Origin of the sequence: Pseudomonas sp. A6 (assembly GCF_052367875.1) — a bacterium.
GTDB classification, from domain to species: domain Bacteria; phylum Pseudomonadota; class Gammaproteobacteria; order Pseudomonadales; family Pseudomonadaceae; genus Pseudomonas; species Pseudomonas citronellolis.
This window is the reverse complement of record NZ_CP198970.1, coordinates 2,110,869-2,124,514: the sequence shown is the minus strand read 5'-3', so window position 1 is coordinate 2,124,514 and position 13,646 is coordinate 2,110,869. Positions and strand designations below refer to the sequence as shown.

At 67.3% G+C, this 13,646-nt stretch carries 13 protein-coding genes; 2 read left to right on the top strand and 11 right to left on the bottom strand.

The genetic code is table 11. The features are described from left to right. Nucleotides 1–21: 21 nt before the first annotated feature. The 8 genes from ACTWJ5_RS09655 to ACTWJ5_RS09620 all read right to left on the bottom strand — a co-directional run bounded on the left by ACTWJ5_RS09655 (nucleotide 22) and on the right by ACTWJ5_RS09620 (nucleotide 7,330). Complete coding sequence (locus tag ACTWJ5_RS09655; RefSeq protein ID WP_116424846.1) at nucleotides 22–654, bottom strand: hypothetical protein; 633 nt, start codon at nucleotides 652–654, stop codon at nucleotides 22–24. Further along, nucleotides 651–1,235, bottom strand: coding sequence for an RNA polymerase sigma factor (locus ACTWJ5_RS09650; protein WP_116424847.1), 585 nt, complete (start codon nucleotides 1,233–1,235; stop codon nucleotides 651–653). Before ACTWJ5_RS09650 ends, ACTWJ5_RS09655 begins: the two co-directional genes overlap by 4 nt. A gap of 1 nt (nucleotide 1,236) precedes the next feature. After that, nucleotides 1,237–2,901 (bottom strand): vWA domain-containing protein, encoded by a 1,665-nt coding sequence (locus ACTWJ5_RS09645; RefSeq protein WP_444438319.1) that lies wholly within the window; start codon nucleotides 2,899–2,901, stop codon nucleotides 1,237–1,239. Nucleotides 2,902–2,990: 89 nt separating this feature from the next. Then, nucleotides 2,991–4,430: an aminotransferase-like domain-containing protein gene (locus tag ACTWJ5_RS09640; RefSeq protein WP_043267229.1), complete on the bottom strand. Its 1,440-nt coding sequence runs from the start codon at nucleotides 4,428–4,430 to the stop codon at nucleotides 2,991–2,993. A gap of 129 nt (nucleotides 4,431–4,559) precedes the next feature. Further along, entirely contained in the window at nucleotides 4,560–5,195 is a 636-nt protein-coding gene (locus tag ACTWJ5_RS09635; protein WP_074979806.1) for a response regulator transcription factor, read from the bottom strand. A gap of 140 nt (nucleotides 5,196–5,335) precedes the next feature. After that, nucleotides 5,336–6,148, bottom strand: a complete 813-nt coding sequence (locus ACTWJ5_RS09630) for an OmpA family protein (RefSeq protein WP_444438317.1) — start codon at nucleotides 6,146–6,148, stop codon at nucleotides 5,336–5,338. Then, nucleotides 6,145–6,486, bottom strand: a complete 342-nt coding sequence (locus ACTWJ5_RS09625) for a DUF4398 domain-containing protein (RefSeq protein WP_074979810.1) — start codon at nucleotides 6,484–6,486, stop codon at nucleotides 6,145–6,147. The genes ACTWJ5_RS09630 and ACTWJ5_RS09625 overlap by 4 nt, the downstream gene beginning before the upstream one ends. A 25-nt stretch (nucleotides 6,487–6,511) precedes the next feature. Next, the gene (locus ACTWJ5_RS09620) at nucleotides 6,512–7,330 is read right to left on the bottom strand and encodes a substrate-binding periplasmic protein (RefSeq protein ID WP_253390424.1); all 819 of its coding nucleotides are present in this window, start codon (nucleotides 7,328–7,330) and stop codon (nucleotides 6,512–6,514) included. Nucleotides 7,331–7,542: 212 nt separating this feature from the next. On the opposite strand from ACTWJ5_RS09620, the gene ACTWJ5_RS09615 reads away from it, so the two are divergent. Continuing rightward, complete coding sequence (locus tag ACTWJ5_RS09615; RefSeq protein WP_253409965.1) at nucleotides 7,543–8,493, top strand: alpha/beta fold hydrolase; 951 nt, start codon at nucleotides 7,543–7,545, stop codon at nucleotides 8,491–8,493. Between the two features lie 58 nt (nucleotides 8,494–8,551). Here the strand turns inward: ACTWJ5_RS09615 and fabV are convergent, their stop codons facing one another. The 3 genes from fabV to ACTWJ5_RS09600 all read right to left on the bottom strand — a co-directional run bounded on the left by fabV (nucleotide 8,552) and on the right by ACTWJ5_RS09600 (nucleotide 11,630). Further along, nucleotides 8,552–9,748, bottom strand: coding sequence for an enoyl-ACP reductase FabV (gene fabV / locus ACTWJ5_RS09610; protein WP_444438314.1), 1,197 nt, complete (start codon nucleotides 9,746–9,748; stop codon nucleotides 8,552–8,554). Between the two features lie 203 nt (nucleotides 9,749–9,951). After that, a complete protein-coding gene (locus tag ACTWJ5_RS09605; RefSeq protein WP_009621464.1) occupies nucleotides 9,952–10,881 on the bottom strand; it encodes an electron transfer flavoprotein subunit alpha/FixB family protein in 930 nt (309 codons plus the stop codon). Further along, on the bottom strand, nucleotides 10,881–11,630 hold the full coding sequence (locus ACTWJ5_RS09600; RefSeq protein WP_253390422.1) for an electron transfer flavoprotein subunit beta/FixA family protein: 750 nt from the start codon (nucleotides 11,628–11,630) through the stop codon (nucleotides 10,881–10,883). The genes ACTWJ5_RS09605 and ACTWJ5_RS09600 overlap by 1 nt, the downstream gene beginning before the upstream one ends. Nucleotides 11,631–11,976: 346 nt before the next feature. Between ACTWJ5_RS09600 and ACTWJ5_RS09595 the strand changes: the two genes are divergently transcribed. Next, nucleotides 11,977–13,632 (top strand): electron transfer flavoprotein-ubiquinone oxidoreductase, encoded by a 1,656-nt coding sequence (locus ACTWJ5_RS09595; RefSeq protein ID WP_444438312.1) that lies wholly within the window; start codon nucleotides 11,977–11,979, stop codon nucleotides 13,630–13,632. Nucleotides 13,633–13,646: the final 14 nt, after the last annotated feature.

Genomic DNA, 13,646 nt, shown 5'->3' with positions numbered 1-13,646 from the left:
CCGATAGACGCGCTCAGGCTCTCAAGGGCGGGCCTCCAGGCGCCGCAGCTCGGCGTCGATATCCAGTCGCGGATAGCGCCGCTGCAGGTCCTCGCGCAGACTCTTGGCGGCCGCCTGGTCGCCCTGCCGTTGCAACTCGGCCAGGCGCCGCAGGCTGGCCTGCGGTTCCGCCGGGACCGGCTCGGCGCTGCGCTTGGCCATGGGCGCGGCCGCGTCGGCGGCTACCGCGCTTTCCGCCATCTGCTTGCGTTGCTCCAGCTGCGGAGCCGGCGCCGCGGCGGGGGCGGCCGGCGCCGAGTACAGCGCCGGGGCGGCCTGGCGGGCGGAGCGGGCCATGGATTCGGCCTTGGGCGCCGGGGCCATGGCCGGTGCGACGGCATCGTAGTGCGGGGCTTCTTCGAAGGTGCGCAAGGCCAGGCTCAGGCCGATGCCGAGGGTCGCCACCCCGGCCAGGGCCACCGACCAGCGCTGCGGCCGGCCAAACAGCCAGCGGCCCAGGTGCTGCCAGGCACTCGCGCGTGGTTGCACGGCGGCGCGGGCCGCGGCCAGGATGCGGGCGTCCAGCTGAGCCGGGGGCTGCTCGCCGCCGTGCCGGCGGAAATGCTCGAGCAGCTCGGCTTCCTCGGCGTCCGGCCGCTGCGGATGGCGGGTCATGGGGATACCTCCTGGGTCGCCGCCGGGTCGGCGAGCAACCGGCGCAGTTTCTGCAACGCGTAGCGCAGGCGGCTCTTCACCGTCTCGGCGGGCGTGCGGGTCAGTTCGGCGATCTCCTGCAGCTCCAGGTCGCCGTGGGCGCGCAGCAGGAACACTTCGCGCTGCTCGCCGGGCAATACCTCCAAGGCCTGCTGCAGGCGCTCGCGGTCGCGGCTCAGGCTCAGTTGCCGCAGCGGGTCCTCGGCCTCGCCGGGCAGCGCTTCGCCATGTATCTGTTCGTCGAAAGTCTCGTGCTGCGCGCTGCGCCGGCCGTTGCGCCGCCAGTGGTCGATCAGCCGGTTGCGGGCGATCCGGTACAGCCAGGTGCGGAAGCTGGCCCGGCCCTGGGGCTCGCTGTCGCTGCGGATCAGGCTCAGCCAGGTTTCCTGGAACACTTCCTCGGCCTGCGCGACGTCGCCGCCCAGGCCGCAGAGGAAGCGGTACAGGCCCAGGCGATGGCGCGCGTAGAGCGTGGCGAAGGCCTCGGCATCGCCTTTGCGGTAGCGCCGCAGCAGCGCGGCGTCGTCTTCGTCCGTGGTCAAGTCAGGGGTTCCGTGCCAAGGGGGTTTGCAGGCTGCGCGCCAGCTCGACGAGCTGGAGGAATTCACCGCGCAGGCCGAACGGGTCCTCGCCGCGCGCGCTTCGGGCCAGGGCCAGAGTATCGCCCAGGTCGAAGCCGCCGGTGTAGCGCGCGCCGTCGAGTTGCTGGGCGAAGGCCGCCACCGCCGCGGCGAAGCGCAGGTCGTCGCTGGCCCGGGCCAGATCGGTAGCGCCGGTTGTAGCTATCGGGCGTTCGACGAGCTGGCTGGGCCCGCCCTCCGGCTTCTGCCAGCGCACCCGCAGCCAGGCCAGTTCGTCGCCCTTGCCGGCGGGCTTGGCCTCGGCCTGGTAGCGCAGCGGCTCGAGCCAGCCCTTCTGCCCTTTCGGGACGATCTCGTAGAGCGCGGTGACCGTATGCCCGGCGCCGATCTCGCCGGCATCGACCTGGTCGTTGTTGAAATCCTCGCGCTTCAGAGCGCGGTTCTCGTAGCCCAGCAGGCGGTACTCGCTGACCTGCGCCGGGTTGAACTCCAGCTGGAGCTTCACGTTCTTCGCCAGCACCGCGAGGGTCGAGCTGAGCTGTTCCACCAGCACCTTGCGCGCCTCGCGCAGGTTGTCGATGTAGGCGTAGTTGCCGTCGCCGGCGTCGGCCAGCTGTTCCATCAGGCGCTCGTTGTAGTTGTCCACGCCGAAGCCCAAGGTGGTCAGCGACACCCCGCTGCGGCGCTTCTCGGCGGCCATGGCCTTGAGCGTCTCGAAGTCGCTGACGCCGACGTTGAAGTCGCCGTCGGTGGCCAGCAGGATGCGGTTGATGCCCTTGTCGATGAAGCCCTGCTGCGCCATGCGGTAGGCCAGTTCGATGCCTGCCGCGCCAGCGGTGGAGCCACCGGCCTGCAATTGCTCGATGGCGGCGCGGATCTTCGCCTTGTCCTTGCCGGAAGTGGGTTCCAGCACCACCCGCGATTCGCCGGCATAGACCACCAGCGACACCTTGTCCTGCGGCCGCAACTGGTCCACCAGCAGCTTGAGGGTGCCCTTCACCAGCGGCAGGCCTTCGCGGCGGTCCATGGAGCCGGAGACGTCCACCAGGAACACCAGGTTGGCCGGCGGCAGTTGCTCGACGCTGCGCTCGGAAGCCTTGATGCCGATGCGCAGCAGCCGGGTGTGGGGGTTCCACGGCGTGGGCGCCAGCTCGGTGGTGATGCCGAAGGGGCTGTCGTCGCTGGGCGGCGCGTAGGCATAGGGGAAGTAGTTGAGCATCTCTTCCAGGCGCACCGCGCCCTGGGGCGGCAGGCGGCCCTCGTTGAGCAGGCGGCGGACGTTGGCGTAGCTGCCGGTGTCCACGTCGATGCTGAAGGTCGACACCGGCGCCTCGGCGACGCTGTGCACCGGGTTCTGCGCCAGCTTCTGGTATTGCTCGCGGTCCTGGTCGCGATAGCCGGCCGGCAACGGCTCGGGCGCCACGGGCAGGGCGTAGCTTTCCAGCATCGGCGCGGCGGCCGGCATGGCAGCACGGCGGGCCTCGCTCTTGGCGGCCAGGTCGGCGAGCGGCGCCTGTTTCGTCATCGAAGGCTGGGCGGCCTGCTGCTGGGTGGACTGGCCACAGCCGCCCACGGCCAGCAGCAGGCCGATGGCGACGGGACGAAAGGAAGTGACGGGAAACGACATGACGGCGGCCTCGGTGAAGGAGTCAAACCTTCAGACGAGGCCGTCAGCCAAAACGGGTTAAACATCAACGCTATTCAACCCCAGGTGCATCAGGCAGCGATCTGCTCCTCCTGGCACAGCTGGCAGGCCAGCATGCCGAGGGTCATGATCGCCCGCTCCGCCTCGCGGTTCCACGGGATGCCGCAGGTCAGGCGCAGGCAGTTGTTGAACTGCTCGGTGTTGCTGAAGATCAGCCCCGGGGCGATGCTGATGCCCTGCTCCAGCGCGCGCACGTGCAGTTCCTTGGTGTTCACCTTGGCCGGCAGGCTGACCCAGAGGATGAAGCCGCCCTTGGGCCGGGTCATCTGCGTGCCTTCGGGGAAGTACTGCTGCACCGCCAGCTGGTAGGCGGTCATGTTCTTGCGGTACTCCTGGCGGATGTAGCGCAGGTGGCGGTCGTAGCCGCCGTTCTCCAGGTAGGCGGCCACGCCCATCTGCGTCACCGTGCACGCCGAGTGGGTGGTGAAGGTCTGCAGGCGGCGGATTTCCTCCTGGTAGCGCTCGGCGATGATCCAGCCGATGCGCACCCCCGGCGAGATGGTCTTGGAGAAGCTCGAGCAGTACACCACCCTGCCCTCGCGGTCGTGGGCCTTGAGTGACTTGGTCTGGCCCTCGTCGAACATCAGTTCGCCGTAGATGTCGTCCTCGATCACCCCGATGTTGTGCTCGGAAGTGAGCTTGAGCAGTTGCTTCTGGCGCTCCTCGGGGATGGTCCCGCCCAGTGGGTTGGACAGCCGCGCGGTCAGCACCAGGGCCTTGATCGGCCACTGGTTGGCGGCCAGCTGCAGGGCTTCCAGGCTGATGCCGGTGAGCGGGTCGCTGGGGATCTCGATGACCTTCAGGCCGAGGATGTCGGCCAGTTGCAGCAGGCCGTAGTAGCTGGGCGACTCGGTGGCGATCAGGTCGCCGGGGCGGGTCATCACCCGCAGCGCCATGTGGATGGCGTCCACGCAACCGTGGGTGATGGTCACCTGGCTGGGATCGACCACCACGCCGGCGTCGCGCATGCGGATCGCCACCTGGCGGCGCAGCGGCTCGTAGCCGGGGCTGAACATGTAGCTGAAGGCCCGCGGGCTGGAGAAGCGGGTGACCTTGGCCAGTTGCTGGTGCAGCGCGCGCACCGGCAGGTAGTCCACGTGCGGCACCGCCGCGCCCAGGGGGAACACGCCCTCGCGGCGCGCCTCGGCCAGCACCTGGTTGATGATGCTGCTGCGGGTCACCAGGCCGGGGCGCTCGACCCGCGCGATGTCCGGGGTCGAGGCGGTCAGCGCCGGGGTGTGGTGCACGTAGAAGCCGGACTGCGGGCGCGCGCGGATCAGCCCCTGGTCCTCCAGGGTGGCGTAGGCCTGCAGCACGGTGGCGTGGCTGACGTTGAGCTGGGTGCTCAGCTTGCGTACCGAGGGCACGCGCTCGCCCGGCTGGTAGACGCCGCGGCGGATGTCCTCGGCGAGTTGCTGGGCGATGCGTTGGTACAGAAGCAGATTGCTCATGGCGGCGATCCCTCGGGCATTGGACCGAAACAGTAGCCAAAAACTCGAAACTGTTCCAGAACAGTAGCAGGGAAACATACCGATACAGCCCGCCGCCGATGATCGGCGCAGGCCGCGCGCCAGAGCGCCTCAGAACTCGCCGAGCCAGTCCAGCATGCCGGCGATCACCAGTTGCGCGTCGTTGGTCACGCCCAGCTTCCTCATGGCGTTGCGCTTGTGGGTGCTGATGGTGGAAACGCTGCGGCTGGTGCGCTCGGCGATCTCGCCTACCGTGGCGCCATGGGACAGGCGGAGCAGGATGTCGATCTCGGTGGGGCTCAGCGGCTGGCCGGTATGGCGCTGCGGGCGCAGGGTGGGGTCGGTGTAGGTCAGCCCCTGGCGAATCCGCGTCACCGCCTCGTCCAGTACCGACAACGGGCTGCGCTTGCAGACATAGGCGCTGGCGCCGCACTTGAGCGAGGCCCGCGCCATCAGCGGCGCCCCCGACACCGAGTAGACCAGCACCTTGAGCTGCGGGTAGTTGCGCTGCAGCCATTCGAGCAAGTGCACGCCATCGCGCCCGCGCGAGCCGGGCAAGGCCATCTCGGTGATCAGCAGATCGAGGTCGGGGCGTTCGCTCAACTGGCGCAGCAACGAATCTGTATCGGTGACCCAGTCCAGCACCTGCACCTGGCCCTGGTCGGCCAGGTAGCGCTGCAACCCCCAGCCGGTCAGCGGCTGGGCATCGGCGACGAGGGCTTTGAGAGTTTCACGTTTGAAGGGCATTGCGGGTTCCTGCTGGCGGACGCCCCGGAGTGGGGTGGTCCCATCGGCGTATTTTCGCCAAGGCGACCCTCGAACAGCTTCGAGATGCCGCCCTGCCAACAGGTTAGCAGCGCCGGGCCGGCCCGCCCGGCGCCGGGGGCTCAGCGCTGGGCGCCGAGCTGGCCCTTGTCGTCGGAGAAGACGATTTCCACGCGGCGGTTCTGCGCGCGGCCCAGGGACGAGGCGTTGTCCGCCACCGGGTAGGCCTCGCCGAAGCCCTGCACCTGGATGCGCTTGGCGTCCACGCCGAGGTCGGTGAGCACGTCGGCCACCGCCTGGGCGCGGTCCCGGGACAACTGCTGGTTCTCCTGCTCGTCGCCCTGGTTGTCGGTGTAGCCCTCGATGCGGATCATCCGCCGCGGGTTGAGCTGGAGGAACTGCACCAGCTTGAGCACGGTGCGGTTGGCGGCGGGCTTGAGGTCGGACTCGCCGCTGTCGAACAGCACGTCGCCGAGGGTCAGCACCAGGCCGCGCTCGGTCTGGTCGGTGGCCAGGCTGACCATCTGCTCTTCCAGCCACTTGCTCTGCTCCTGCACGCTGGCCAGCTTGGCCTCGCGCAGGGCCAGCTGCAGGCGCTCGCGGTCGAGCTGCTGGCGGGCCAGGCGCTCCTGGTTCAGCGTCAGGTTGCTGCGCTCGCGGGCGATCTCGCTGTAGCGCTGGCTGAGGTAGGCGTACTGCAGCACGTCGTCGTTGCTGCCCCAGTAGCTGGACAGGCGCTCGGCGCGGGCCAGCGACTCGCCGGCGCGGATCACGTCGCGCGGCGCGCTGTGCAGCACGCCGGTGTCGTCCTTGACCGCCTGGAACTCGCTGTGCGCGCGCTCCAGGGATTGCTCGGCGACCTGCCCGTGGGTGCAGCCCACCAGGGCCAGGGCGGCGGCGACGAGGCCGAACGGCATCAACTGGCGCAGGCTCATTTCACCTCCCCCAGCTGGCGGCGCAGGCGCTGGATGCTCTTGCCCTGCTCGGCCAGTTGCGCGGCGCTCTTGCCGGTCAGCACCTTGGCCTCGGCCAGGCGCGCGTCCAGCTCGGCCTGCTCGGCGAGCTGCCGGGCGCGCTTGTTGGCGGCGCCGGCCATGGCTTCGCGGGCAGCCTGGTACTTGTCCTCGGCCAGCTTGAACTCGGCCACCTCGTCCGTGGCGCCGACCGCCCGGGCCTGGTCCAGGGCCTGCTCGGTGAGGCGCATCTGCTCGTTGGGAAGCGGGTCGTTGGCGCATCCCGCCAGGGCGCACAGCAACAGCCCGGGGAGGGTCATGCTTGGCTTGCTCACGAAATCTTCTCTACTGCGTGGGAGAGGCGGCGGACCGCGCTTGCTCGGCCTGCCAGCGCTGCAGGTTGCGCTGCAACAGGCGCTGCGGTACGCCGGCGGCGATCAATTCTGTCATCTTTTCCTGCAGTTGTCCGCGCAGTTCCGGGCCGTAGCAGGGCGAGGCGTGGGCCAGGGTCAGGTACAGCCCTTCGCTGGAGATCGGCGGTTCCAGCGGCTGCAGGCGCTGCTGCAGGCCCAGCCGGGCCGCCGTGGCCAGGCCGGGGAAGCGCTCGTAGAGCACGTAGTCGGTGCGCCCCAGGGCCAGCTTCTGGAAGGCCTGGGCCACGCTGGGCACCTCTTCCAGGGTCAGCTGCTGCTCGGCGAAGTCGTCGAAGGCGGCGCCGAAGCTGTTGTTCACCAGGGTGCCGCCCTTGTGGCCGCGCAGGTCTTCCCAGCGGGCGTAGGGGAAGCCTTCGCCCTTGTGCACCCAGACCACGTTGTCGGTGCTGAGGAAGGCCGGGCGGATGTAGTCCATGATCGCCTCGCGCTCGGGCGTGAGGAAGGCGCCGGCGAGCAGGTCGACGCGGCCCAGGCGCGCCTCTTCCTGGGCGCGGGCCCAGGAGCCGGTGTAGCGCACGCGGATGCTCACGCCCATGGCCTTGCCCAACTGCTCCAGCAGCTCGGCGCTGGCCCCGACCAGGCGCTCCGGCTGGGCCGGGTCGCGCCAGAGGAACGGCGGGTATTCCGGGTTGCCGCTGGCCACCAGCACCGAACACTGGCTGCTCTGGGCGTGGGCATGCAGCGCCAGCAGGCCGACCATGGCCAGCAGGACGCGGCTGCGCCTGATCATGCGCGGTCCTCGCGAACCGGCGAAAGGGAGGGCGATGCGTATGACGACGGCATGCTAGCTTCTGTAAGAAAAAGTTCTGAGCGAAGGGTCAGACTAGGCGAATTCGGACGCCAGTGCAGCATGTCACTGTTCAGGTGGATACGCCATGCCGGGAACCGTCGCGTTCCCGTCCCGACTCTGAATTTCCGTTACCCCGGTCACAAGGATCACCGATGAAGAAAGTCCTGCTCGCCCTCGTCCTGCTGCTGGCCGCCGGCGCCGGCGTGCTCTACGCCTTCCCTTCCACCCTGCTGGCCAGCGCCCAGTTCGTCGAGCGCACCCGCGCTGGACTGGACGAGCAGAGCGTGCGCGTCGACGGCCTGGACATCCGCTACTACGAGGGCGGCCCGCGCGAGGCGGAGACTGTCCTGCTGGTCCACGGCTTCGGCGCCGACAAGGACAACTGGCCGCGCTTCGCCCGCTACCTGACCTCGCGCTACCACGTGCTCATCCCCGACCTGCCCGGTTTCGGCGAAAGCAGCCAGCCCCAGGCCATCAGCTACGACGTCGGCACCCAGGCCGAGCGCCTGGTGGACTTCGCCAAGGCCCTGGACATCGGCCGCCTGCACCTGGTGGGCAATTCCATGGGCGGGCAGATAGTCGCGCTGATGGCCGCGCGACACCCGGACATGGCCTTCTCCGTGGGCCTGTTCGACAACGCCGGGATCATGGCCCCGCAACAGAGCGAGCTGTTCAGGCGCCTGCTCGGCGGGCAGCCCAACCCGCTGGTACTGAGCCGCCCCGAGGACTTTTCCGGGCTGATGGACTTCGTCTTCTACCAGCGCCCGCCGATGCCCGAGCGCCTGCAACTGTACCTGGGCGAGCGCGGGGTGCAGCGCAGCCAGCTCAACGCCTACATCTTCGGCCAGCTGCGCGAGCGCTACATCCCGCTGGAGCCGGAGCTGCCGAAGATCACCGCGCCCACCCTGCTGCTGTGGGGCGACCGCGACCGCGTGCTGGACGTTTCCAGCATCGAGGTGATGAAGCCGCTGCTCAGGCATCCCAGCGTGGCCATCCTGCGCGACTGCGGCCACGTGCCGATGATCGAGCGCCCGGAAGAGACCGCCAGCCACTACCTGGACTTCCTCGAACAGGCCAAGGCCCAGCGCACCGCGGCTCGCTGAGACACAAATGCAGAACCGGCGCCTGGGCGCCGGTTCTGTGCGGAGCGAAGATCAGCGCTTAAAGCTGGATCAGACCGGGAATCTGCACGTCCGGATTGACGTCCTGCTCGTAGTCCACGCCGGCGATCTCGAAGCCGAACAGGCGCAGAAACTCGGTCTTGTAGCCGGTGAAGTCGGTCAGCTGGTACAGGTTCTCGTTGGTCACCTGGTTCCACAGCGTCTTCACCTTGTCCTGCACGTCCGGCTGCAGCTCCTTGTAGTCGGCGCGCAGGCGGCCGTCGGCATCCAGGTGCGGCTGGCTGCCGTAGAGGCTGTCGCGGAACAGGCCGTCGACCTGCTCGATGCAACCCTCGTGGGTGCCCTTCTCCTTCATCACCTTGAACAGCAGCGACAGGTACAGCGGCATCATCGGGATGGCCGAGCTGGCCTGGGTGACCACGGCCTTGAGCACCGACACGCGGGCGTCACCGCCGGTGGCGGCCAGCTTCTCGCGAATGCCCAGGACCTTCTGGTCCAGGTCCTTCTTGGCCGCGCCGATGGAGCCGTTCCAGTACAGGTCGTGGGTGATCTCTTCGCCCAGGTAGGTGAAGGCGGTGGTCTTCACGCCATCGGCCAGTACGCCGGCCTCCTGCAGCGCGTCCATCCACATCTGCCAGTCTTCGCCACCCATCACCGCGACGGTGTTGGCGATCTCCTCGGGGGTCGCCGGCTCCATCACGCTTTCCTTGATCACTTCCTTGTCGGTATCCAGGCCACGGAAGTTCACGGCCTTGCCCACCGGCTTGAGCACCGAGTTGAAGACTTCGCCGGTCTTCGGATGGGTGCGGCGCGGGGCAGCCAGGCTGTAGACCACCAGGTCGACCTTGCCCAGGTCCTGCTTGATGGTTTCGATGGTGGCTTTCTTCACCGCGTCGGAGAAGGCGTCGCCATTGATGCTGCGGGCGTACAGGCCCTTGGCGTGGGCGAACTTCTCGAAGGCCGCCGAGTTGTACCAGCCGGCGGTGCCAGCCTTGGTCTCGCTGCCCGGGCGCTCGAAGAACACGCCCAGGGTGGCGGCGCCGGCGCCGAAGGCGGCGCTGATGCGCGCGGCCAGGCCGTAGCCGGTGGACGAGCCGATCACCAGGACCTTCTTCGGACCGTTGGCGATGGGGCCATGCGCCTCGACGTACTCGATCTGTTCCTTGACGTTGGCTTCGCAGCCGGTCGGATGGGTAGTGACGCAGATGAAGCCACGCACGCGCGGTTTGATGATCATGAAAACCTCGTTTGCCAGGTGCCGTTAGAACAGGTTCAGGTACTGAAGACGTTGCGCATTGTAGATGAGACACCTTCTCTTGGGCGCAACCGGGAGAAGATTCGTGACCAGTGGGTCATCCCCTGCGGCGAACACGGGAAACCCGGGGCCCGAAATGAAAGAACCCGCTCCTGGGAGCGGGTTCCTTCGTCAGCGGTTCAGGCTCAGACGGCCTTTTCCAGCTCCGGTACGAGCTCGAACAGATCGCCAACCAGGCCGTAGTCGGCGACCTGGAAGATCGGCGCCTCTTCGTCCTTGTTGATGGCCACGATGACTTTCGAGTCCTTCATGCCCGCCAGGTGCTGGATGGCACCGGAGATGCCCACGGCGATGTAGAGCTGCGGGGCGACGATCTTGCCGGTCTGGCCGACCTGCATGTCGTTCGGCACGAAACCGGCGTCGACGGCGGCGCGGGAAGCACCGACGGCGGCGCCCAGCTTGTCGGCCAGGGCGTAGAGGATCTTGAAGTTGTCGCCGTTGCCCATGCCGCGGCCACCGGAGACCACGATCTTGGCGGCGGTCAGTTCCGGACGGTCGGACTTGGCCAGCTCTTCGCCGACGAAGGCGGACTTGCCGGCGTCGGCCGGGCCGGAAACCTGCTCGACGGCAGCCGAACCGCCTTCGGCGGCGACGGCGTCGAAGCCGGTGGTGCGCACGGTGATGACCTTGACCGGGGCCGAGGACTGCACGGTGGCGATGGCGTTGCCGGCGTAGATCGGGCGCTTGAAGGTGTCGGCGCTGACCACGTCGATGATCTCGGAGATCTGGTCGACGTCCAGCAGCGCGGCGACGCGCGGCAGGTAGTTCTTGCCGTTGGTGGTGGCGGCGGCCAGGATGTGGCTGTAGCCCTTGCCGAGTTCGGCCACCAGCGGAGCGACGTTCTCCGGCAGTTGGTGGGCGTAGGCGGCGTTGTCGGCGACCAGCACCTTGGCAACGCCCGCGATCTTGGCGGCGGCTTCGGCCACGGCGCCGACGTTCTGGCCGGCGACCAGCACGGCGACATCGCCACCGATCTTCTGTGCGGCAGCGACGGTGTTCAGGGTGGCAGCGCCCAGGACGCCGTTGTTGTGCTCAGCGATTACCAGGATAGCCATCAGATTACTTTCGCCTCGTTCTTCAGTTTCTCGACCAGTTCAGCCACGGACTTGACCTTGATGCCGGCGCTGCGGGCAGCCGGAGCTTCCACTTTCAGGGTCTTCACGGTGGAAGCGGTGGAAACGCCGAGGGCGTCCGGGGTCACCACGTCCAGCGGCTTCTTCTTCGCTTTCATGATGTTCGGCAGCGATGCGTAGCGCGGCTCGTTCAGGCGCAGGTCGGTGGTGACGATCGCCGGCAGGTTCAGCGCAACGGTCTGCAGACCGCCGTCGATTTCACGGGTGACGTTGACCTTGTCGCCAGCCACTTCGACCTTGGAGGCGAAGGTGCCCTGGGCGTAGCCGGTCAGCGCGGCGAGCATCTGGCCGGTCTGGTTGTTGTCGCTGTCGATGGCCTGCTTGCCGAGGATGACCAGCTGCGGCTGCTCTTTGTCGACCACGGCTTTCAGCGCCTTGGCGATGGCCAGGGAGCTCAGTTCTTCGTTGGTCTCGACCAGGATGGCGCGATCGGCGCCCAGAGCCAGGGCGGTGCGCAGTTGTTCCTGGGCCGCGGTCGGGCCGACGGAGACGGCGACGATTTCAGTGGCGACGCCTTTTTCCTTCAGACGCACGGCCTCTTCCACGGCGATTTCGCAGAAGGGGTTCATGGACATTTTCACGTTGGCGAGATCGACGCCGGAGTTGTCCGCCTTGACGCGGACCTTGACGTTATAGTCAACCACTCGTTTGACAGCTACAAGAACCTTCATGGATTCCTCGTTTTTCTCCGGTGAATAGGAATGTCGCCAGACAGGCCTGGCCGGTAGTGCACGCCATCTGCGACTACATCCAGCGAGACCGCGACCGCAAAACCGTGGCTATCTTGACCGCATCGCCCTGTCGGGTCAATACGCGTGAATGCCCGTTCATAAGGCGCGGAAGCCGATTCTATCAGGCTTCCGCGCATTTCAAACAAACGTTTGTATTGCCCAAAACGGGGGGTATAACTATGCTGGGCCCTGTCGCTATAATTGCGCCCCGCTCTGTCCGGGGTAGCGCCCCCGGCCCCATACCAACAAATAGCCTGTAGAGCCTTGAGTTAGGAGAGATCGAGAAGTGGAACGCGAATACATGGAATTCGACGTCGTCATCGTCGGCGCCGGCCCCGCCGGTCTGTCCGCCGCATGCCGACTGAAGCAGAAGGCCGCCGACGCGGGTCAGGAAATCAGCGTCTGCGTGGTCGAGAAGGGTTCCGAAGTAGGCGCCCACATTCTCTCCGGCGCCGTGTTCGAGCCCCGCGCGCTGAACGAGCTGTTCCCCAACTGGAAGGAACTCGAAGCCCCGCTGAACACTCCGGTCAAGCGCGACGACATCTATGTCCTGAAGAACGACCAGGCCGCCACCAGGGTGCCGAACTTCTTCGTGCCCAAGACCATGCACAACGAGGGCAACTACATCATTTCCCTGGGCAACCTGTGCCGCTGGCTGGCCCAGCAGGCCGAGGGCCTGGGCGTCGAGATCTACCCGGGCTTCGCCGCCCAGGAAGCGCTGATCGACGAGAACGGCGTGGTCCGCGGCATCGTCACCGGTGACCTGGGCGTCGACCGTGAAGGCAATCCGAAAGAAGGGTACTACACCCCGGGTATGGAGCTGCGCGCCAAGTACACCCTGTTCGCCGAAGGCTGCCGTGGCCACATCGGCAAGCAACTGATCAGGAAGTACAAACTCGACAGCGAAGCTGACGCCCAGCACTACGGCATCGGCATCAAGGAAATCTGGGACATCGACCCGGCCAGGCACGACCAGGGCCTGGTGGTGCACACCGCCGGCTGGCCGTTGAACGACGACAACCCGGGCGGCTCCTTCCTCTATCACCTGGAGAACAACCAGGTGGTGGTCGGCCTGATCATCGACCTGTCCTACAGCAACCCGCACCTGTCGCCCTTCGACGAGTTCCAGCGCTACAAGCACCACCCGGTGATCGCCCAGTACCTCGAAGGCGGCAAGCGCGTGGCCTACGGCGCCCGCGCCATCTGCAAGGGCGGCCTGAACTCGCTGCCGAAGATGGTCTTCCCCGGCGGCGCGCTGATCGGCTGCGACCTGGGCACCCTGAACTTCGCCAAGATCAAGGGCAGCCACACCGCCATGAAGTCCGGCATGCTGGCCGCCGAGGCCATCGCCGAAGCCCTGGCCGCCGGCCGTGAAGGTGGCGACGAGCTGAGCAACTACGTGGACGCCTTCAAGGCCAGCTGGCTGTACGACGAGCTGTTCCGCAGCCGCAACTTCGGCGCGGCCATCCACAAGTTCGGCGCCATCGGCGGCGGCGCCTTCAACTTCATCGACCAGAACTTCTTCGGCGGCAAGATCCCGGTCACCCTGCACGACACCACCCCGGACTACGCCAGCCTGAAGAAGGCCAGCGAAGCGCCGAAGATCGACTACCCGAAACCGGACGGCAAGCTCAGCTTCGACAAGCTCTCCTCGGTGTTCCTCTCCAACACCAACCACGAGGAAGACCAGCCGATCCACCTCAAGCTGACCGATCCGAGCGTGCCGATCAGCAAGAACCTGCCGCTCTACGACGAGCCCGCGCAACGCTACTGCCCGGCCGGCGTGTACGAAGTGGTGAGCAACGACGACGGCAGCAAGCGCTTCCAGATCAACGCGCAGAACTGCGTGCACTGCAAGACCTGCGACATCAAGGATCCGGCGCAGAACATCACCTGGATCGCCCCGGAAGGCACCGGCGGGCCGAACTATCCCAACATGTAAGGCCGCCGTGTAAT

What these genes read in the sequence shown, in the direction of transcription:
- ACTWJ5_RS09615 (WP_253409965.1), top strand. Translation starts at nt 7,543, where the DNA reads ATGAAGAAAGTCCTGCTCGCCCTCGTCCTGCTGCTGGCCGCCGGCGCC.
- ACTWJ5_RS09620 (WP_253390424.1), bottom strand. Translation starts at nt 7,330, where the DNA reads ATGATCAGGCGCAGCCGCGTCCTGCTGGCCATGGTCGGCCTGCTGGCG.
- ACTWJ5_RS09630 (WP_444438317.1), bottom strand. Translation starts at nt 6,148, where the DNA reads ATGAGCCTGCGCCAGTTGATGCCGTTCGGCCTCGTCGCCGCCGCCCTG.
- ACTWJ5_RS09605 (WP_009621464.1), bottom strand. Translation starts at nt 10,881, where the DNA reads ATGGCTATCCTGGTAATCGCTGAGCACAACAACGGCGTCCTGGGCGCT.
- ACTWJ5_RS09655 (WP_116424846.1), bottom strand. Translation starts at nt 654, where the DNA reads ATGACCCGCCATCCGCAGCGGCCGGACGCCGAGGAAGCCGAGCTGCTC.
- ACTWJ5_RS09640 (WP_043267229.1), bottom strand. Translation starts at nt 4,430, where the DNA reads ATGAGCAATCTGCTTCTGTACCAACGCATCGCCCAGCAACTCGCCGAG.
- ACTWJ5_RS09635 (WP_074979806.1), bottom strand. Translation starts at nt 5,195, where the DNA reads ATGCCCTTCAAACGTGAAACTCTCAAAGCCCTCGTCGCCGATGCCCAG.
- fabV (WP_444438314.1), bottom strand. Translation starts at nt 9,748, where the DNA reads ATGATCATCAAACCGCGCGTGCGTGGCTTCATCTGCGTCACTACCCAT.
- ACTWJ5_RS09645 (WP_444438319.1), bottom strand. Translation starts at nt 2,901, where the DNA reads ATGTCGTTTCCCGTCACTTCCTTTCGTCCCGTCGCCATCGGCCTGCTG.
- ACTWJ5_RS09625 (WP_074979810.1), bottom strand. Translation starts at nt 6,486, where the DNA reads ATGACCCTCCCCGGGCTGTTGCTGTGCGCCCTGGCGGGATGCGCCAAC.
- ACTWJ5_RS09600 (WP_253390422.1), bottom strand. Translation starts at nt 11,630, where the DNA reads ATGAAGGTTCTTGTAGCTGTCAAACGAGTGGTTGACTATAACGTCAAG.